The sequence below is a fragment of the Aestuariibaculum suncheonense genome (assembly GCF_014596935.1).
Classification (GTDB): Bacteria; Bacteroidota; Bacteroidia; order Flavobacteriales; family Flavobacteriaceae; genus Aestuariibaculum; species Aestuariibaculum suncheonense.
Genome location: NZ_JACVXC010000010.1, coordinates 1 through 19,797, shown reverse-complemented (window position 1 = coordinate 19,797; position 19,797 = coordinate 1). Strand labels below are relative to the sequence as shown.

Genomic DNA, 19,797 nt, shown 5'->3' with positions numbered 1-19,797 from the left:
AAGGTGTTCATGAATCTCCTACGTCGATTTTCATCGCTAAAAAAAGTAACTGGATCCTGAAACGAGTTCAGGATGACAAATAGAGTTTGAATCTCTAGTTTTAAGGCTTTACAGCGCATGGCAAACGCTACGCCAGGCCATGCTTCTCTGCCCTTACTGTGCCTTAAAACTGATCTTGCTACGAAATGAATCCTAGGTCGACATCTTGTTTGATGTACCCTGTAAGTTTTAAACAAATGGATTCCGTATCACCTGCGGAATGACAGTGGGGCGTGACCCTTCGTTCCTTCGTCTTTGCTCAGGACAGGCTCCACTCAGTGTGACAAAATACATACTTTCTATAAAAAAACATGGTCAGTCTGAGCCTGTCGAAGACCTGAGCTCTTCCTGTCCTAAGCCTATGAAAGGATCGTAGCCCCATCTCCCTTACCTAACTGTATCACCTCAAACTCACAAAACACAGCATGATTCAAAAAACCTACTAAGTGCATTCGTATTTTAAAACAGCTTCATATAAGTTTTCCATCCCCGATACCATCACCTGTTCACTATGCTGCTGTTCTACTTTTAGGCGCGCTGCCTGAGTTATGGCTAAAAGGTGCTCTGAAGTCAAGGTCTGAACCTCCATAATAGCCTGCTTTAAGACCTGAGGATTTCCCACGGGTACCAGCCAGCCCTGTTCCTTATGGGTTATCAGCTCCGGCATCCCGCCACAATCGGTACTAATGACCGGTGTACCTAGTGCCATCGCTTCGACAACGACATTGGCCAGTCCTTCCTCAATACTTGTAGACAGTAATATATCGGCGTCCTGCATATATTGAAACACCTGATCCTGTTCCAGATGCGATAATAAACTTACTTCTGTTTCCAGCCCCATTTCATGAATTAAATACAATAGTTCCTCATCTCCCGAACCTCCTATAATCGTGTAATGAAACCTAATACCTTCCGTCTTTAGCAGAGCACAGGCTTTAACACCTATACCATAATCTTTTTTCCAGTGTGGACGTCCAACCGACAACAGTTGTAACACGTCGCTTCTATCAGGCTTCGCTTTAAATGCAAAACTATCCAGATGGATTCCGGTGTATACTACCTGGTCTATCCCAGTATGAGGTATTCCAATCATTTGTCCTGTATTGGAAATGTCCTTCGATACCGAATGCAATCCATCAAGTTTAGGATATACATTCTGTAAATAATTAAAATTATTAGTGTTTACAAAAGGCCTAACATTCACATGAAACCCTCGCTGACTCAACACGATTTTAAAATTGTCGTTTTCAAAATAGGACTCCAACCAGGGCAGTAAGGATGGCCACTGTACATGCACCACATCCGGCTGTATTGTTTTCAAACTTAATCTTAAATTTTGTTCCTGCAAGGCTTTACGGTTCCCCTGTATAATAAGCCATATGGTTTTAAATATTCGAGCTAACCCAAATGGTTTAAATACCAGACCTAAACTGGTGGTTATTAAAGCCCGTTTCGACTGATTACTACCTAAAGACCGATAACACACCCCTTCAACCGGATCAGGATTATTCGTATTAAACCCTAAAACCGTCATCTGATGCCCCTGCTTTACCAAACCCTGCATCAAACGCCTGATAAAGGCTGTGGTTTCAAACGAGCCGTCGAAGATGACGATATTGAATACAGCCTTCTTGTTAAGTCTCATAAAATGGTGTTATAAAATTGTTTAACTTGCTCTACAACAACACGCCAGTCGTAAGTTAAAGCCTTTAATCTGGAAGCTTCAGCTATTTTATGCTGTTGATCTTTATCACTCAGTAATGCTATCGTACAATTAATAAATTCCTGTTTATTATCACAAAGGACATTTCCTGTACCCTCAAGATAGCTCTCCAGGCCACCTACTCGCGATGTAATAACCGGCAAACCGCAAGCCATAGCTTCCAGTATTGAATTGCAGGCTGTGGCCTCTAAAAGTGGCAATAACAAGATGTGTGCTTTTTGATATTCAGTTCTCAAAGCCTCATCATGCAAGCCATGACAAATTCTTATATTTTCATGTGGTAACACCTTTTCGGCGAACTCCTTTTTAAGAATAACAGTCACCTTAGTTTGTGGTAAGTGTGCTATAATCTCAGGAACACAGGCATTAAACCTTTCAAAATCTCTTAAATGCTGCCCTACAAAAAGCAAATGCGGTTCTTCCGTCCTCTTAGTAATATCTGGTAAAAAAAACTGCGTATCTACCCCGTGAGGAATGTACATCACGTGCTCCAGGCCCAACCAGTTTTTTATAAAATCCACCTGATTATCTCCTACACAAATAGCTCCATTTAAATGCTTTAAATATCGTGTATCCGTTATGGTTTGCTTTAAAATATGTGGTGGCTTATGAAAAGTCCCTACAAACTTTACCTGTTTGTTTTTATGATGCTTCACCAAATGTCTGATATCCCGCTCGGCATTCAAATAATGGACTACAGTAGACTCCGTGCCCTGTCTTAAATTTTTATATAACTCCAGCTCCTTAAACACACTACTGGAATTGTATAAGCCGGCTTGCTGATGACTCCAAGTTCCAATTAATTTTGCCAAACGGTAAGGCAGCCATGAAGATCCTCTAACCTCATACGCATTCTCTAAATAATCTATTAAACGACCATACCCCGAATGTCTGGCATGATGTGGTGACCGATGATGTACTACAATAGTTTTCAAGAAGACGTTTAAGCATTTAAAATCATAACATCTAAAATACGTTTTATATTTACAGCAGGATGTACATAATCTTCAAAATATTGCCTGGCATTTGCTGATAGCCTCTTACACAAGACATCATCCTTTAAAACGGTATTTATATGCGATATCAGTTCTTCATCCGAGTTAAAATATAACACATGTGTGCCATGTATTAAAGGGTACGGTAATTCGGTTCTCAAAGGCTCTGCGATAATTACCTTGCCTTGCGATAAATATTCCGCCATTTTCCAGGCAGGTGAGTTCGCCAGCCCACGGGTATAGATAACTATTTTGGCTTCTTTTAAAGCCTTAAGATATAAAACAGGTTCACTCGGCACATTGGTTAAAGCATCTGCATATTTATTTTCCGAGACTTTTCCAGATACAAAACCGCCCTGAAACTGCTTTGGAAACTGCTTTTGGAGTAGTTTTATAATATGATACCGTTGTTTATGTATTGCTACAACATCATCATTCTTTTCTTCAAAACATCGGGTTTGAAAAAAAACAGTAACCTGTGAAGCCTGCTTAAAATCTTCAAATAACCCTATCGGCCTGGTAGTTTTTATAAATCGCCAATGCTTTACCGACCATTTATAAGCCCTTGTTAGCCGCTTAAAAAACAATCGATCTGGTTTTAATCGCAGATTAACCTGACTTAATAACACTCCCCAAAACCATACATTACCATATTTATAATTATTGGATTTCACACCGAAAGCTAAACCTAAACAATGTATTTTACCTTGAAAAGGTACTGGTAACTTTTCAATAAATCGCGAGTTATAAGACCTTTTAAAATAATAATTACAATGCTTTAAAGCATAATCTGAAAAGCACTCGGCATGATCGTACAAATCTGCAGCAAATCGAATAACTCTTCCTGTTTTATTATTTTTTATCGTATAATAAGACACTTTAGGAAATGGATGATTCGTTTCAAAAACCTTACCCGTATCTGTAATAGAAATACGACCTATTCGTTGAGCTACACATAAATTAACCTTTACATCCAAAATACCCATACGCTCCAGTACATACAAACCGGAATGCATATACGACGCATGGTTCAATTCCTGTGGCGTATCGATAATAACAGTTATATCTAGCATTAACTCAATTTTAAGGCATCTCTCACTGACTTCAACAAAATCTCATATGTTTTGGCCAAGCTATACTTTTCAGCAGCACGATTTCTAGAGTTAACGGACATGCTTTTTAATAAGGTTTTACTGGTTATCAGATTCAAAATATCTCTAGAAAAAGTACTTTCTTCGCATAACAAACCACTAATTCCATGAGCTATTAATTCTTCAGGGCCTCCTGAGTTTTTCAAAGCGACCACAGGCAAACCACAAGCCATCGCCTCAACCATCACCATTCCAAAGGATTCATGATTACTCGGCATCAATAATATATCTGCGTTTTGATATACTTCAATGAGATCATTTTGTGCAACCGCATCCATGAATTTTACCTGAGACTCTAAGCTCAGTTTTTTCACTAAGACTTTTAACTCTTTTAAATATATTAAATCACTTTTAAAACCAATAATTTCCAGGGATACATCGATGCCCTGAAGTTTCAAAAAGCTTACAGCCTCAATTGAAAGTTCGATTTGTTTCAATCTGCTAAACCTACAAACTTGTAATAATTTTATAGTTCCCCCTTCCTCCTTTTTAACAGCAGGCTTAAATAAATTTGCTTCAACCCCCAAAGAAAATACACGGATATCACAGCCCTGAAACATCGGCATGAGCTCCATGGTCTCCTTTTGTAATTGGGTATGTACCAGAATATGATGTGCCTGTTTATAATATGTTCTGTTTTCCGGTGTATCAGTGTAATGCTGCCCCCCTAACATAGCAATATAATTTTTGCCATGTTTTACAATGGTTTTTGCCAATTGATGTGAAAACCGACTGGAATGCGCCGACATATTTATAATGGTGACATCTGGAAGATTGTTTTTATAAACTTTTAAACATGATTTAGAATATTGTTTACGCCACTTTTTATGGTCGCCATGCCATGAAAAATCCACTGGAAAAAACCGATATTCTATATTCCCATGACTATAATTGTAGACTCTAAACTTAGGTGTAAAATAATCTACAGTAACCCTTACATCGCTATGCTCATGCATTAATTGTTGCAAGGCCTTTACATGGGGCTGGCTATGATATCTTGCTACATTTTGCTCTATAACACCGACTGCCTGAGGTGTAAAAGGATGTAATAAGGAAATGGTCATCCTACAAAAAAATTATTAAATTTCATTTGTAATCTTTGAAACAAATTTAATCCTGAATCATTTAAAACGTTTTTTTTCATTTCTCTATATAATTCTAAATCATATTTGATGACTTCAAAAAACAACTGTTCATCATATTCTAAATTATAACCTAGACCTACAGATACATTTTGTTTTTTATACTTAGTATATTTCCATTTGTATCTTTTACTCAAGTAGAAAATAGCTTCATCAAATCTATTAATATCAAAAATTAAAACACTTTTGCTATTTTTAATGGCTAACCTTAAAGTATTCTCTGAAACTTTATAATTTTCTTTTAAAAAGAAATCTTGGGGTCCAGCAAGCTGACGTGTCATAATATTATCTAAACCTCTATTTTTCAATAATTTCAGGTAGTCATTAAACTTAAAACCATTCGACTTTAGATCCTCATAAAAAAAACGTCCCGGTTTATGGTGTTCCTTAAAATCAGATAGTAATCGGGATTTTGGATCTCTGATAAAAGTTAAATAATCAATCTGTTGTTTGTTTACTAATTCATGAAACCCATAACCTATATGACCTCCAATAAAGTCAATATTATCTAAAAGCATTCCTTCTAAAATATTTAAAGTTTCAGGTGCTGTAATATATCCTCCTGGTAACCTTATACCTAAATTCTTATTCGTGAGATTATTATTTAGATATTTAAACACATCATTCTCTAACTTAGGTTTTAAAAAATGACTATGATTTTTTTTAACAAGATTGTAAAAGGTGGTTCCTGCCGTTTTAGGTATATGAATAAACACTATCACTAATATGCTTTAAATTGTTTATTTTTCAATTGTAATTTAAATCTATCAACTCTCATTTCTAAAAAATGTACCAATAAATAATTTACCCCTATTAAAAGTATAAAATAAAAAGGCATTGCCTTTACCTCTATTTTAAACGTATTATCAATTACACCATACCCAATTAAAACTGAATACATAATTAAAACCAAATAATGGGACAAATAAAAAGGATAACTATACAACCCTATCTTTTTATCAATTTTTCTTATGCTACTTCCTAAATTTAGGAAATACAAAAGATAAATAATTAATGTTGATATAAACATATTAACATAAATACTCAAATCAGATAAAAAGTCATTAACCAAATTACAGTAAACAGCATTTAAAATAAATAAAACATATAAAAAGCCAACATGTAATAGCTTTACTTCTTTTAAAGGGAATTTTTTTATTAACCAGAACAATAAAGCTCCAATAGAAAATGGTAAAGAGGATGCGAATACAGCACTATACCTAAAGGTAGGAATATCGTAATACAAATATGTTACAGCAAAATATATTACACTAATTATAAACCAAAACAATGTCCTTAACTGGGTTTTAGAAATTCCTATTGAAATTAGTAAATAAAATAGCATTTCATTGGTCAACGCCCAGGATGGTGGCGATAATCTTGGCTCAAACCTATGTGGGACAATATTAGGATAGATCATTGATATATTTGCCAACCATTCACTTAAAGTATTAGGCATATACATATGGGGAGGTCTTGATGTATTCAAACCTAATTTTAATACAAAAATAGTTAAAACTATAATAATCAGATAAACAGGAAATAATCTCAATAATCTATTTTTCCAAAAACGAGTAACCCCTCTTATTTTATAAGAATAACTATCATGCATTATGAGAGTCATAAGAAACCCTGATAATATAAAGAAAAATGAAACTGAAAAATTCCCAAGGGTAGGGATACTAAAAACATGTAATAAAATAACATTTATCGCCAAAAAAGTTCTTAGAGTTCCAAACATCAATTTCTTTTAAATTTTACAATGAATTTATTAAACTTTCTGACATATAACTTTCTTTCCATCCTAACATAATACCCATTAAACACATTTTTTATTGTATTCAGTACATGCGCAAACATTGAATGTCTTTCAAAATGCATCCCGTTATAGGATATAAAAAACTGATTTGGCAATGGTTCTGAATATTTTACCTCGTTGTAGCTCATGGTGCGCTTCCAGTTAATAAAATGTAAGTACATAAATTCCTTTTTGGTTTTGGTATTCACAATTTTTCCATCATCCCATAACCAACGGTCCAAATAATATTCCTGATGAGCCTCAGATTCTATTCCATTTTCAATAATTTCATCTTTCCAATACACTTTCAATCTATCATTTTTAACAATTTTAGAGAATCCAACTTCATCAAACCTTCTATGTTCTGAATCTTTAAAAATCACTTCATATAAACCTTCCTTCCTATACAAGTTCACTAGAGATTTTGTGTTTTTTAACAATGAAAAATGCCCCGAAATCATTCCTTTTAAAGTCGTTATAATATCATAATCTTCAAGCATATCATCTGTAATAAACTTTCGAATATCACCCCAAACGATGTCGACATCACAAAAACCCCAAAAATCATAAGTCACCAAATAGTTATCAAATACATCTCCATAAGCTGGTTTTAAGTCACACAACTTCCTTGTATTATTTAAAGCTACCTCAAAATTCATTTTTATTGATGCAAATAATTGTAATTCTTGTAAACTACTCTTAAAAAACAACACATTATTAGGTTTCTTTTCAGGAAAATCACAATTGGTAAATACTAACCAATCAATAGATGGATTTCTCTCACATGAAATCAAAAAAGTAGAAAACCAAACAGGTATTTTACCGAAATATGGCACAATAAATGCTATTTTCATTTTTTTAAAAGTCTTTTAAAACAATCATAAATTAATTTTAACAAAATTGTATTAGACTTAATATACTTCGGTTTAGTCATTTTTTTTCTGTAAAGTTCCGGGTGGACTACCCCGGAAACTTCACCAGCGCATTTAATGTCATTTGGAAGGACGCCCTGTTTAGCAAACAAAATAATATTTTGCTTGTACCACCAAAACACATTCTCGTTATTCCATATTTTTGCCCGTAATATATCATATGCCACAAAACCATGTTTTTTAAACTTTTCATGCCAATATTCTGGCCACTGCTCATTTAAGTGAAACTGACCTCCTTGACCGGGTATTGCCGCAGAAAACAAAACACAATTGCTATGATTAACTAATGTTTTAACAATTTCATCTGCAGCCGTTTCTGGCAAATGCTCTGCGACTTCAAGACATAAAGCTAAATCAAAATTTCTATTTAAAGATAATGGCAACTTCAAGTCATGAGTTATTAAATTATCATCGTTTATTAGTAGCTGTTCTGATGCTAATTTTATTCCATCCACACCTTGTATTTCATTAACTCCAACTTGCTTGGCCGCACTTAACCAACTACCATTTCCACATCCTATGTCTAAAACTGATCTTATTTTTAAAATTTCTAATATGTAAGGCAAAATTTCTAAAGCAGCTTTTTCATTGTGAGTATCCGCTGTATGTATATATTGTATCGACCCCATTATTTTGAATTATTACAATAGTTATTTGAGTTTAATATAACCATTTGAATAGGCCATTGCCCGGAATAAGGTAATATAAATAATATTTAATCAATAACTTCTAAATAACGTTTTTAAAATCTTTTTTAAATTACTCTTAAATGAAGTAGATTCATAATTTTTCCAATAATATGGCATTAAAAAAATTCGATCTTTAAAAGTTAGTTCTCGCAATAAACCTATAGCATTTTCGTACTTATGCAATACGCGAATAGCTTGTTTTTTATCAAAAATACTTAGCTTTTCTGTGACAAGATAGTTATAAAACAACCTACTGGCTTTTCTTTTTTGTTCTTTGTATGCTGAGCTTCCCGTTATGCTTAAAGCCGAACAACCAACACCAACAACCGCCTCATTTATGGAATATATAGGTTTGTCTTCCGCAAACTCTAACCATGCACGATTATCGCTATGCCAGGCTAAGGGGTAGTCATAAAACCCGTACTTAAGATAAACCCTTCTTCTAAAAATATATTCCGATAAGGTTATAGTCGTTTGTCCTGTAATACGTCTATAAAATGCAGTTGCCGCAAGCTCTAATTCAGGATTATATTGTACTGACTGTTCAAGATGGGTATCCTCATCAATTATTTTTTTAGCAAAACGCACCAAATTAGTAGTACGTTCTATAATTTCCAAATGTTCGTAAAAAACTTCTACACAATTGGGAGACAAACAATCATCATCACCTAAAATCATCAGCCATTCCTCTTTTTCTGATAATTCAATACAACGAACCCATTGCTGCGTTAAACTTTTACTCCCTAAATTATCCTTAAATCTATGATATACAAAATCAAACTGACCTGCATACTGTTTTAACAAATCAGTACAGACTTCCGGACTTGCATCATCCCCTATATAAACTTTAAAACACTTATTGGTTTGTTTAGCAAGTGAGTCTAAGGTTGCCTTAAAATAAGCCAGTTTAAAAAAGGGAATTATTATAGCCAGCATTTACTTCAACAGTTTAATAACATATCTGGTTAAACTCTGTTCCCTGATACTTCTTAATATTTTGTATCCTCTCGATTTTCTATAATTATCAATACGCGTTTTTAAATGATTCAAACGTTTTTGTTTCTGCTTTAACACAAAAATCAAATAGTCAACATAATCGTCAGAATTCACTATATTTTTCAGATAAGCAAGGGTCTTAATATAATTTTCTTCCATAAATTCAATCTGTTGTGTCATGCTATTATTATGCAAACGATAAAACACCAAAGGCTTGTCAATAAATTGAGTTAGTACATCTTTTTTATACAACATTAACCACATTACCCAGTCTTCTTTAGCTTTTAAAATTTCTGGAAACCTGAAATCTTTAAATAAACCCGATGAAAATAATCCACAATGTATGGGAATAGTAAATTCAAATTCCCATCCATACAATAGACGATCAAAACTAAAACAACTTTGTTCCAACGCACAATATGGGACTGACACATTCGCTATATCTTCCTTAAACATCATAAAATTACAAATAACAATATGCCACTGCTCTGACCCTGAAAATTTCCGACATTCCTCTAAAGATAAAATTAGCTTATTAGAATCCAAAATATCATCAGCATCTAAAAACTGAATATAGTCACCAATAGCCATGCTCAATCCTACATTTCTAGTAGCACTCAACCCTTGGTTATCCTGATACACATACTTAAACCTAGAATCACTATCTACCCAAGTTTTGGCAACTTCTCCTGTTTCATCTATACTTCCATCATTAATTATAATACACTCCCAGTTACTATAAGTTTGATCCAATACAGATTGCAAGCAATCGTCTAAATATATAGCTTGATTATAACAAGGAACGATAATGGAAACTAAAGAATTATTCATAAAACAATTCTCTATAATTACTATTAAATTTTTCTATATCAAAATTGGCTTCTGCATAATTTCTTGCATTCACCGCCAAACTTTTGTAAAGTTTATAATCTCCAATTAAATTATTTATACAGTGCTTAGAAAAAATTATAAAAAGTTCAGTTTTAATCGGCCCTATAAATCCATTAAAATTGTTTTTTACGTGATCTGAAATGCTCCCTACATCTGTAGCGATTACTGGTATACCTAATTCCATAGCTTCCATAATCACCAATGGAAACCCTTCTCTAGAAGAAGAAACAATTAAGAGCGATATTCTAGAAAAATGCTCCCTAACTTGTTTTGGGTTATTACAATTCTCAAAATACTCTATATCCGAAAAAGATGTTTTGAAATTATCAAAATGATCACCTATAACTTTACCTTTACATCCCGTTTCCTTTAGTATGTCAAAAAATATTTCTGGTCGTTTTTCTTTCGAATTTCTACCAACAAATCCTATGGTAAAATTTTTAAAACGAACATCTATTTCTTTCTCGTCAAACCCTCCTATTATTATACCATTTGGTATAATAATAAAACGATCTAATAATTCTAAACTTATATTATGTTTTAAATATAATTTTTTATAATCCTCCTTTGTTTTCGTATTAATCACAATTCTCCTATCAATTAAATCAACAAAAGGCAATGAAGTTTGTTCCATACCTAATTCAGGGAAAGAAAAGGCGTGGGTTAAATCAATAATCTTGACTTTTAATTTTAATTTTAATTTTGACACCAACTTGTAGAATAAATTACTATTACTCCCGAAAACAATAAGCTCAAAAAAAACAGATGAAATTCGGACAAAATTTACAGCCATTTTTTTTTGTCTTCTGCTGGATACCTTAAAGCAATAAGCATGATTTCTAAACTCTGAACTTATCGATTCTTTCTTTGCACTGTTAAAAAAAACAATAGGTTTATTATGCAACGTTTTGATAATATTTAAATGCACCCGTTCAGCACCCCCAATATGGTGATAAGGAATGAAAAAAAATATTAATTTAAACCGTTTTGACATATACTATAATTGATTTAAAGATCCTTCTAATGTTTGTTTCACCCTTTTTAAAATTTTATTAAATATCAAAAACAAATAATAATAGGATAAAAGCTTGCAATAGCTAAAAATTGAAATAATTCTGTTTTTATAAAATATTCCTGCAACTATACTATTATTTTTCTTTGAATTAAAATTGTAAAAATTTAAAAAATAGTGTCTAAGGTAACCCTTTAAATAAAACCGATAATTAAGTAAATTAAATCGCTTCAAACTCTTCGTTATATCTGGTATAAAAAATAATAACGATTTTGCATAATTAACAGCAAATTTGTGTTTATCATTTATTCTAGCCTCCCTGTAAACACTATCAGGTAAGGCATTTACATATACTTTAAAACGATTACCAGACATTAGCATAGCCCTTATATGTATCTCTGGGTCGTTTAATCTGGGATAAGCAGCATTAAAGCCTTCAAGTTCTTTAATAAATGTGGTCTTCCACATAGTACACATGGTTTGCCAACGTACATTACATGATAAGAAATCTATCAAGTAAGATTTACTATCAGGAATTTTTAATATCTGCTCTTTTGAATTCCCTCTTTTAATGTACATAGGAAAAACATAAAAATCCAAACCAATATCCCTTTTCTGCTTGGCTACTCTAGAACTTAAACAGTACTTCAATAATAAATCATCAGAATCCAAAAAAATAATATAATCTCCAGTAGATTTACTTAAACCGTAATTTCTACAGGCACTAGCCCCTTTTATAGTCTCTGATGGTCTTTGAAAATAAAAAAAGCGCGTGTCATTTTTCGTATAATCTGCCATCACGATGTCCGTTTCGTCACTACTCCCATCATCTATAACAAGACACTCCCAATTAGTATAAGTTTGCGCTATAACACTCTCAAGTGTTTCACCTATCATGTGTGCACGATTGAAGGTTGGAATGATTATAGAAACTAAAGGACTTACAGACATGATTTATTTTATACTTTTGCTAATATAATAAACAGTTAGTAAAGTTTAAGCGTGAGATTTTTTAAATAAATGGGATTATACATCTGTAATTTATACCTTTCTTGGTTTACAAAAACGATAATTGCGATTTTTTACTTATGGCTCTATTGGCGATGATACTAGTTTTATTTAAATCATTTAATATTTTCAACATTTCAATTGCCTTTTTAACAGTATTAATATTAAAAGACAACAAACCTTTAAACGCACTAAATAGCTGCTTTTTATACTCTTTACTAAAAGTAAATTCATGAAACGGATTAGAATATTTCATAACTAACTGCCTTTCATATACCAATTGTTTATTTTGAAAATAAACATTTCCTTGTTTATTCCCTCGATCGTGTCTGATAAAAGTATTAGCTAACACACCTATCTTTAATCCATGATATTTGATGCGCTGCGCATAATTATCATCCTCGCCATAATGGTAAAAGGAAGGGTTAAAGCCTCCTACTTTTTCAATGCACTCCCGACTTAGCAACCATGCTGCGGCATTAACAAAACCGGTTTCATAAACAGTGTTTTTTACGGTTCTCAAACAAAAATCAGAATAGAATCCCTTACATCTATTAGGAGTTATATACAAAGAAAAATTATAATCTAGCTTATCCCCTGTTCCATTTAAATGCATAGGACTTAACACCCCATAATCTGGTTGCCTTTTATGGGCTTCTACTAATTTAACTAAGGTATCTTCTTCTAAATAGGCGTCCTGATTTAATAAAAACACATAATCGGCTCCTTGTTCTAGAGCATACTTCATACCTATATTGTTAGCAGCTCCAAAACCCAGATTATGCGATTGTTTTAAAAGAATTACCTCTGGAAACTGTTTCTCTATAAAAAGCACCGTTTCATCTGTCGAAGCATTATCCACAACTATTACAGGATAATTTCCACAGCTTTTTAAGCATCGGTCTATCCACGTCATACCGTTGTGAGCTACTATGATTAAAAAGACTTTTTTTTCTAGCATCTTAAAAAAAATTGCACCTTATAAAAGTTTGACTTTGACAATTCATAAGTCTTAATTAGACTTCTTAACTTTATCTTAAAACCCCTTTTCTCCTTAATTGAAGCATATGCATAAAAAAGCAAGGCTTTAAGATAATCTTCTATATATATGGTATGGGAATAACTTAAAACAGTATAACTAATAAACTTTAACAATTTTTTATTGTTAATATTATCATTTCTTAATTGTTTAATGTGTCCTATCATATTATAATCCTTTCTCATATCACGAGATGTAACTTTGGAAGATATACCTCCTTCATTTTTCCTATAAACAGAAGTAACATCTTCAAGTAATTTAATTTTACCAAAACAGGCTACTTTCATAAATATAAAACGATCTCCTGACAAAATATTTGTCGGAATTCCATTTTCGACACACAACCTTTTAAAAACAAATGTAGCAGTATGAAAATGACGAGCACTTATTAAATCATTAAATTTATACACTTTAGACTCACACTTTCCAAACAAATGCGGCTTTTTATAAAAATCATGATAGACTACATTACAGTTGCTGCTTACTCCTGAAAACTCATTATTATACTCTAAAAAGTCAACCTGCTTTTGCAGTTTTAAAGGGTCTGTCCAGTAATCGTCGCCATCTAACAAAGCCACATAAGTACCTGTACAATGCTCCAGTATGTTCGTAAAATTATATAATCGTCCCAGTTCCTGACGCTTGGTCCAGTAAGTATCACCTACCTGACGCTCTAAAACCCGCCAGGTAATTTTAGAATTTTTAGCCAGCGAAATAAATTGTTTTATAATTTCTAATGTATCATCAGTCGAAAAATCGTCACCTATAACTACCTCAAAATCAAAATCGGTCGCCTGAGCTTCAATCCCTTGAAGGGCTGCTTCTATATACGCCGCATGATTATACGTTTGTAACCTGACACTAAGTAACATAATTATATTTTTTTAGGGTATTACCGGCAACGGCATGAAACAGATCTAATTCCGATTCAGATAATACCGTTTTAAATTTATTAAAATTACGGGTATCTAAAGGCTCCAGAACTTTAGTCTTCCAATGCAGCGTAGATTCCGGTTCATTATTATTCGTGTAGTAGCTAAGCATATCCGGTTCGAAAGCTGTTCCTAAAAAGGCACATACCAATTGCAATGTCTTTTTAGTATCCGATAATACATCTTCATACCTTATAACTAAAGCATTCTCACTTTCTAAAAAATTATCAATCTTGCTAACATTAGCATCCCATTCTCCAGCAATTCGTTCAATATTATTAGAAACCTTAGGGATATATTTAAGTTCCTGATTCAAATGTTGCAACTGCAGGTATGAACAAGCCACATCACGCCCGTCACGTACCAGGTGAATATACTTTGCTTTGGGGTAAATGTGTTTTAATGTATGCAGATGGTGTATATAATAATTATTTTTATCTCCAATAATGGGCTTACCAGTATACTGTCTGTAAATAGCATCAAACACCTCGGCATAAGTATAATCGGCTTCTAATATGTTAGTAATATCAGCAGGATTAATATGCCAGTCTTCAATTTTTTTTGAACGCAGGATATCACCTAAAAAATCCTGAGCCAGCAAGTGTTCATCAGCTCCCCAGGCTTTATAAGTGCTGTGCCACCATTGTATCATACCACATTCCGGAGGCACACCAATGCACGAATGCGCATTTAACAATAAACGCAGTAAGGTTGTGCCTGATCGTGGGTTACCCAGAATGAAAAAATCCATAAGCTACATACTGGTTTTTATAATATTGCAAATCGTTTTAATATTAGACTTTGTGATGCCTGCCCAAAGCGGCAAACACATAATTCTTGAAGCCACTGTTTCTGATATTGGACAATTACCTCCTTTTACATAAGGCAACTGATTTAAACTTGGATAAAAATAACGTCGCGGATAGATATCTTTCTGTTCCAGAGCCCTTTTTACCTGCATTAACTGGGTTTCATTTTCAAAAATCACCGGGTAATAACTGTAATTCCATACAGTGTCTTCCCGCAGCTGCATGGTTTTTAATGGTAAAGCATCCACTAAAGCCTGATAATACTGCACGGCCTCCTGGCGTTCTTTTACTATAGTATCGACATAAGGTAAAACCGCCAGCCCCATAGCGGCCTGCAATTCGCTCATTTTAGCATTAATACCTAAACTTCTGAATACATCCGGTCCGTCATGCCCAAAATTATGATGGTAATACATCGCATCTCGTAATTCCGATTTACAAAACAAAGCCCCTCCTTCTCCTGTATGAAACAACTTAGTAGCATGAAAACTACAGGTACTTACATCGCCGTAATTAAAAACAGACTGCCCTTTATACCGCACCCCGAAACCATGGGCCGCATCATAAATCACCTTTAAATTATATGTATCGGCAATAGCCTGTATAGCTTCAACATGGCAGGGATTTCCAAACACATGGGTTGCAAGAATGGCTGTTGTTTTTGGTGTAATAGCAGCTTCTATCTTGCTTTCATCTATGGTTAAATAATCCGGATGTATATCAACAAATACCGGCATACACCCTTCCCAGACAATGCTACTGGTGGTCGCCACATAGCTAAACGGTGTCGTGATAATGTCGCCTTGCAGCTGTAAAGCCTTTATGGCTATTTGCAAAGGCAACGTGCCATTGGTCATGGCAATAAGGTTATCTACACCTAAATATCCTTTAAGCTTCGTTTCCAGCTCCTGTACCAAAACCCCTCGATTGGTTAGCCAACCCGTATCCCAGGCTTGTTTTAATATCGCTTGATACGCCTCCTGTGGTGGCAAAAAGGTTTTGGTAACGTTTATCATTTAATTAATGTTTTATTAGCATGAACATTATATACTTCAGATACTTCAATACCAAAAAACGCTCCCAGTTTAACCCACTTTTGTTCTTCTTCTAGCTCGCCTATAAATAATGAATCCGGAGAGAAAGCTTTAAAAAACTCCAACACCTCTCTATTTCTCAAATTATATATAGCTTTATAATGTGCTCTATGCTTTTCCTCTATAAACATAAGATTATCTATTTCTCTTAATGTTTTATAATAATCTAAATCGGGAAATTTCGCATAAAATTCTTCCTCTCTATGATAATTTTTGGAATGTCTAAATGTATTCCCCAGAGTTTTACCGTTTGAATGGCTAACCATTGAATCAAACCACTTGTCGGCATCTCTGGTAAACAAAATAAACTTGGCATCAGGAAATCGATGATATAACACTTTGTAAAAATCCCCCTCCCACCAAGGGTTATCTTCAAAAACCTGGTATTCTATAAATTCCTTAGAATTAAATATAGCTTCGTAATTCCCAACTAACCTTAAAGCTGCCCATCTTAAACTTCTTTCTTTTTCATAGCCAGCGACACGATATCCATGCTCCCTAAAAAACTGCCCTACCGATGTCGTTCCTGTTCTTTGAAACGAAATACAAAATATTTTTGGCTGCGATTTTCTATTAAATAATTTAAACATAATTTTTATATTCCGTTTTCAATAAAAAAGGCTGCCATATATCACTATCATGAACAACCTGAAAATTTAAAATATTATTCATTCGCAACATTGGTTCTTTACCACCCGATTTTAATACAATAATATTAATCGAATAAATACCCTTTGATAATTGCAAATCGTTGTGATTTACTCTAAAATTAACAGTCCTGTTTTTAACCTTTAAAACAGAGGTTTTCATATTATTTTCTAAAACCGCCACGGGGCGTTGTTCTTTATCAAACAAAATAATATTAAACACAGGCACATCAATAATATGTTCTTTCAACTCAAAATTAAACTCTAATTTTAAATCATCTCCCCAGTTAAGTTGTGGTAGATCGTTTACAACACAATCATTACTTATCAGTTTCACAGATTTAAGTTCCACACTCCCATCATCATACACCACATTTGTCTCATTACTCGCAAACCGTGTATAATACAAATCAATCCCTTTACCAACATCCGCCCCTTGATATTCCACATTACCGTGATCCATTAGCATAATCTGGTTACAAATGCGTGATACCATAGGCATGCTGTGGCTCACAAACACCATAGCGGTATTGGGTAACAGCTGGTCTATGGTATTAAAACACTTAAGCACAAAACCCAGATCGCCTACTGCCAATACCTCATCAATAATGAGTACATCGGGTTGCATTTGTGCGGCAACGGCAAATCCTAAACGTACCTTCATCCCCGAACTGTAATGCTGCACCGGCATATCGATAAACTCCTCCAGTTCGGCAAAAGCAATAATGGTCTCTAATTTGGCATCAATTTCCTGTCGACTAAACCCCAGAATAGCCCCATTATTATAAATGTTTTCACGTCCGCTCAATATAGGGTTAAACCCGGCACCCAGCTCTATTAAAGCCCCAACACGCCCCCTTATGGTTACCTTACCGGCATCAGGGTTTATCAAGCCGTTTAATATTTTAAGCAAAGTACTTTTACCGGCACCATTATGACCAATCAATCCTAAACACTCCCCGCGACGCAGCTCGAAACTCACGTCCTTCACCGCCCAAAACTCCTTTGGTCGCAACAACCGTTCATGGGTATTACCACGCATATTAGAAAACAAATCCTGCACGCCATACCACAAGCCCGTCTTCAGGTCTTTGCAAAACTTTTTACTCAGTCCCTCAACACGTACCAGTACCTCGTTGTTTTCCCTATCTTTATGTTCGTTTATTTTATTCAATTTTCTTTTTTATTTCGTGAATCGGTTGACGGTTGTCAGTTATCGGTTGTCGGTTGTCGGTTGTTGGTTAACGCACAACTCATAACTGAGAACTCCCTTACACGCGCCAATGCTTCTCTACATAATTCTTAAAACTAAACAATTTTGCTCCTAATGCATCATATTTCAATAATAAAGGCTTTACATCAATATCATATAATTGCTCTATCATTTCCAGCTGACTCAAACATTCTAATAATGAAGCATAAGCATAGGGCTAAAATTTAATAAAATCCTACTTATAGGCACGTCTGCCATAGCCTTCCACAATATTATCTTTTACCGATTTGGATGATCTTCTAAGTTGACTACCCTGTTCATAAAGTTCAAATTCAGGTAGATGTAACGTTAGTTCATGAACCTCTAAAGCATACTGAAATGCTAAGGTATACACTTCTAAATCTTTGTAACTCTTCATTGTTTTATATTACACTTCACCACCGTAAACTCCCTTCTCACATCTTACGCTCTTTCCACAATCACTGGTATCGACATCCTGTAAAATACCAGTCCTAAAAAACATAAAGGCAAACAGGCCAGCATAACCCAGACATATGGCATCGTAAAACCTGATGCCGTACCCAAAACCGTATCCCGTGTCGTTAGTATTAATGCCGTTAACGGATTATTGCTCATCATAGTGTTCATCATGCCGGTTTTAGGCATCGCATACACCACTGGCGTAATATACATCACCAGTTTCAACCCCATGCTAATCATTTTTGCCACATCGTTATACAACATCCCTAAAGGCGTAATAAACAACCCCAAGGTTACACCAAACAATATCAGCCCGATTATGGCCAAAGGGAATAACAACATCGACCAGTGAAACCCTACACCATATACAAACACAAACACCAGGAGTAATACAATTTTAAGACTACTGTCAAACAACACCTTATAAATACCCGATACAATCAGCGCTTCTTTAGGAAAATTAATCTTACTCATAATACCCTTGGCACTTTTAGTACTGGTTAACGGCGCATTAATGGCCCCGGTAATAATACTCCAGATTAAGGTTCCTGAAAAGGCATACACCGGATAAGGCACACCGGTATCCGATAATTTTATAGTACCCGTACCGTTTAAAAAAATCCACACAAAAGCCGTGGTTAAAGGCATCACGAAGGCCCATAAAAAACCAAAATACGACTGACGGTACTGCGCCTTAATATCGCGCACCGTAAGTTGCCGTGCTAAAAACCGGGACGCATAAATATCCTGTAAGCTGCTTTTTAATAACTTAAAAAAACTAAGGGAATGTTCCTTTTGGTATACTCGGGTTTCTAAGGGCATGGTGAGATTAATAGCATTGTCAAGTAGTAAATATAATCAGGTCAACCCATGTAAAAAAATCATTGTTGAAGTAATTCGATAAAATACCAGAGTTTAATGGTGAACGTGTGAGGTGTTAAGTGTGAAACGTTGTGGATCGTGAGGCGTGAGTCGTGAGTCGTTAAGTCGTAGTTTGCTGTTACTGTTTTAAACAAATGGATTTACTTTTTTATTCACTAATCTATATATCAAGTTAAAGGAGTTCATGAATCTCCTACGTCGATTTTCATCGCTAAAAAAAGTAACTGGATCCTGAAACGAGTTCAGGATGACAAATAGAGTTTGAATCTCTAGTTTTAAGGCTTTACAGCGCATGGCAAACGCTACGCTAGGCCATGCTTCTCTG

The 19,797-nt window shown here is 34.4% G+C and carries 21 protein-coding genes; all 21 read right to left on the bottom strand.

Annotation, left to right across the window (positions count from 1 at the left end; genetic code table 11):
- Positions 1-481: 481 nt before the first annotated feature.
- Complete coding sequence (locus ICJ84_RS16500) at positions 482-1,684, bottom strand: glycosyltransferase family 4 protein (protein WP_188217528.1); 1,203 nt, start codon at positions 1,682-1,684, stop codon at positions 482-484.
- The gene (locus ICJ84_RS16495) at positions 1,681-2,697 is read right to left on the bottom strand and encodes a glycosyltransferase family 4 protein (protein WP_188217527.1); all 1,017 of its coding nucleotides are present in this window, start codon (positions 2,695-2,697) and stop codon (positions 1,681-1,683) included. The genes ICJ84_RS16500 and ICJ84_RS16495 overlap by 4 nt, the downstream gene beginning before the upstream one ends.
- A gap of 8 nt (positions 2,698-2,705) precedes the next feature.
- Positions 2,706-3,830, bottom strand: coding sequence for a glycosyltransferase (locus ICJ84_RS16490; protein ID WP_188217526.1), 1,125 nt, complete (start codon positions 3,828-3,830; stop codon positions 2,706-2,708).
- Positions 3,830-4,972: a glycosyltransferase family 4 protein gene (locus tag ICJ84_RS16485; RefSeq protein ID WP_188217525.1), complete on the bottom strand. Its 1,143-nt coding sequence runs from the start codon at positions 4,970-4,972 to the stop codon at positions 3,830-3,832. The genes ICJ84_RS16490 and ICJ84_RS16485 overlap by 1 nt, the downstream gene beginning before the upstream one ends.
- The gene (locus ICJ84_RS16480; RefSeq protein WP_188217524.1) at positions 4,969-5,772 is read right to left on the bottom strand and encodes a sulfotransferase family 2 domain-containing protein; all 804 of its coding nucleotides are present in this window, start codon (positions 5,770-5,772) and stop codon (positions 4,969-4,971) included. The genes ICJ84_RS16485 and ICJ84_RS16480 overlap by 4 nt, the downstream gene beginning before the upstream one ends.
- Positions 5,772-6,791, bottom strand: coding sequence for an acyltransferase family protein (locus tag ICJ84_RS16475; RefSeq protein WP_188217523.1), 1,020 nt, complete (start codon positions 6,789-6,791; stop codon positions 5,772-5,774). Before ICJ84_RS16475 ends, ICJ84_RS16480 begins: the two co-directional genes overlap by 1 nt.
- Positions 6,791-7,702: a DUF6625 family protein gene (locus tag ICJ84_RS16470; protein ID WP_188217522.1), complete on the bottom strand. Its 912-nt coding sequence runs from the start codon at positions 7,700-7,702 to the stop codon at positions 6,791-6,793. Before ICJ84_RS16470 ends, ICJ84_RS16475 begins: the two co-directional genes overlap by 1 nt.
- A complete protein-coding gene (locus tag ICJ84_RS16465) occupies positions 7,699-8,409 on the bottom strand; it encodes a class I SAM-dependent methyltransferase (RefSeq protein ID WP_188217521.1) in 711 nt (236 codons plus the stop codon). The genes ICJ84_RS16470 and ICJ84_RS16465 overlap by 4 nt, the downstream gene beginning before the upstream one ends.
- A gap of 90 nt (positions 8,410-8,499) precedes the next feature.
- Positions 8,500-9,405 carry a glycosyltransferase family 2 protein gene (locus tag ICJ84_RS16460; protein WP_188217520.1) on the bottom strand — a complete coding sequence of 302 codons (906 nt, stop codon included), beginning with the start codon at positions 9,403-9,405 and terminating at the stop codon, positions 8,500-8,502.
- Positions 9,406-10,230 carry a glycosyltransferase family 2 protein gene (locus ICJ84_RS16455; RefSeq protein ID WP_241748781.1) on the bottom strand — a complete coding sequence of 275 codons (825 nt, stop codon included), beginning with the start codon at positions 10,228-10,230 and terminating at the stop codon, positions 9,406-9,408.
- Positions 10,231-10,288: 58 nt separating this feature from the next.
- Positions 10,289-11,350, bottom strand: a complete 1,062-nt coding sequence (locus ICJ84_RS16450) for a glycosyltransferase family 4 protein (RefSeq protein WP_188217518.1) — start codon at positions 11,348-11,350, stop codon at positions 10,289-10,291.
- A 3-nt stretch (positions 11,351-11,353) separates the two neighbouring features.
- Positions 11,354-12,319, bottom strand: coding sequence for a glycosyltransferase family 2 protein (locus ICJ84_RS16445; RefSeq protein WP_188217517.1), 966 nt, complete (start codon positions 12,317-12,319; stop codon positions 11,354-11,356).
- Between the two features lie 106 nt (positions 12,320-12,425).
- Positions 12,426-13,337 (bottom strand): glycosyltransferase family 2 protein, encoded by a 912-nt coding sequence (locus ICJ84_RS16440; protein WP_188217516.1) that lies wholly within the window; start codon positions 13,335-13,337, stop codon positions 12,426-12,428.
- The gene (locus tag ICJ84_RS16435) at positions 13,331-14,287 is read right to left on the bottom strand and encodes a glycosyltransferase family 2 protein (RefSeq protein WP_188217515.1); all 957 of its coding nucleotides are present in this window, start codon (positions 14,285-14,287) and stop codon (positions 13,331-13,333) included. The genes ICJ84_RS16440 and ICJ84_RS16435 overlap by 7 nt, the downstream gene beginning before the upstream one ends.
- Positions 14,277-15,098 carry a sulfotransferase family protein gene (locus ICJ84_RS16430; protein ID WP_188217514.1) on the bottom strand — a complete coding sequence of 274 codons (822 nt, stop codon included), beginning with the start codon at positions 15,096-15,098 and terminating at the stop codon, positions 14,277-14,279. The genes ICJ84_RS16435 and ICJ84_RS16430 overlap by 11 nt, the downstream gene beginning before the upstream one ends.
- Before the next feature lie 3 nt (positions 15,099-15,101).
- Complete coding sequence (locus ICJ84_RS16425; RefSeq protein WP_188217513.1) at positions 15,102-16,172, bottom strand: DegT/DnrJ/EryC1/StrS family aminotransferase; 1,071 nt, start codon at positions 16,170-16,172, stop codon at positions 15,102-15,104.
- Positions 16,169-16,840, bottom strand: a complete 672-nt coding sequence (locus tag ICJ84_RS16420; protein WP_188217512.1) for a sulfotransferase — start codon at positions 16,838-16,840, stop codon at positions 16,169-16,171. The genes ICJ84_RS16425 and ICJ84_RS16420 overlap by 4 nt, the downstream gene beginning before the upstream one ends.
- Positions 16,833-18,071 carry an ABC transporter ATP-binding protein gene (locus tag ICJ84_RS16415; RefSeq protein WP_194408580.1) on the bottom strand — a complete coding sequence of 413 codons (1,239 nt, stop codon included), beginning with the start codon at positions 18,069-18,071 and terminating at the stop codon, positions 16,833-16,835. Before ICJ84_RS16415 ends, ICJ84_RS16420 begins: the two co-directional genes overlap by 8 nt.
- A 274-nt stretch (positions 18,072-18,345) precedes the next feature.
- Positions 18,346-18,528, bottom strand: coding sequence for a four helix bundle protein (locus ICJ84_RS17030; protein WP_241748780.1), 183 nt, complete (start codon positions 18,526-18,528; stop codon positions 18,346-18,348).
- A gap of 44 nt (positions 18,529-18,572) precedes the next feature.
- Positions 18,573-19,412 carry an ABC transporter permease gene (locus ICJ84_RS16405; protein ID WP_188217511.1) on the bottom strand — a complete coding sequence of 280 codons (840 nt, stop codon included), beginning with the start codon at positions 19,410-19,412 and terminating at the stop codon, positions 18,573-18,575.
- Between the two features lie 186 nt (positions 19,413-19,598).
- Positions 19,599-19,797 (bottom strand): hypothetical protein (locus tag ICJ84_RS16910; protein WP_206688713.1); only part of this gene is annotated, 199 nt, incomplete at its 5' end.

Excerpts from the sequence above, each read along its gene's own strand:
- ICJ84_RS16500 (WP_188217528.1), bottom strand. The coding sequence starts at position 1,684 with ATGAGACTTAACAAGAAGGCTGTATTCAATATCGTCATCTTCGACGGC.
- ICJ84_RS16490 (WP_188217526.1), bottom strand. The coding sequence starts at position 3,830 with ATGCTAGATATAACTGTTATTATCGATACGCCACAGGAATTGAACCAT.
- ICJ84_RS16485 (WP_188217525.1), bottom strand. The coding sequence starts at position 4,972 with ATGACCATTTCCTTATTACATCCTTTTACACCTCAGGCAGTCGGTGTT.
- ICJ84_RS16475 (WP_188217523.1), bottom strand. The coding sequence starts at position 6,791 with ATGTTTGGAACTCTAAGAACTTTTTTGGCGATAAATGTTATTTTATTA.
- ICJ84_RS16470 (WP_188217522.1), bottom strand. The coding sequence starts at position 7,702 with ATGAAAATAGCATTTATTGTGCCATATTTCGGTAAAATACCTGTTTGG.
- ICJ84_RS16465 (WP_188217521.1), bottom strand. The coding sequence starts at position 8,409 with ATGGGGTCGATACAATATATACATACAGCGGATACTCACAATGAAAAA.
- ICJ84_RS16460 (WP_188217520.1), bottom strand. The coding sequence starts at position 9,405 with ATGCTGGCTATAATAATTCCCTTTTTTAAACTGGCTTATTTTAAGGCA.
- ICJ84_RS16450 (WP_188217518.1), bottom strand. The coding sequence starts at position 11,350 with ATGTCAAAACGGTTTAAATTAATATTTTTTTTCATTCCTTATCACCAT.
- ICJ84_RS16445 (WP_188217517.1), bottom strand. The coding sequence starts at position 12,319 with ATGTCTGTAAGTCCTTTAGTTTCTATAATCATTCCAACCTTCAATCGT.
- ICJ84_RS16440 (WP_188217516.1), bottom strand. The coding sequence starts at position 13,337 with ATGCTAGAAAAAAAAGTCTTTTTAATCATAGTAGCTCACAACGGTATG.
- ICJ84_RS16435 (WP_188217515.1), bottom strand. The coding sequence starts at position 14,287 with ATGTTACTTAGTGTCAGGTTACAAACGTATAATCATGCGGCGTATATA.
- ICJ84_RS16430 (WP_188217514.1), bottom strand. The coding sequence starts at position 15,098 with ATGGATTTTTTCATTCTGGGTAACCCACGATCAGGCACAACCTTACTG.
- ICJ84_RS16425 (WP_188217513.1), bottom strand. The coding sequence starts at position 16,172 with ATGATAAACGTTACCAAAACCTTTTTGCCACCACAGGAGGCGTATCAA.
- ICJ84_RS16420 (WP_188217512.1), bottom strand. The coding sequence starts at position 16,840 with ATGTTTAAATTATTTAATAGAAAATCGCAGCCAAAAATATTTTGTATT.
- ICJ84_RS17030 (WP_241748780.1), bottom strand. The coding sequence starts at position 18,528 with ATGAAGAGTTACAAAGATTTAGAAGTGTATACCTTAGCATTTCAGTAT.
- ICJ84_RS16405 (WP_188217511.1), bottom strand. The coding sequence starts at position 19,412 with ATGCCCTTAGAAACCCGAGTATACCAAAAGGAACATTCCCTTAGTTTT.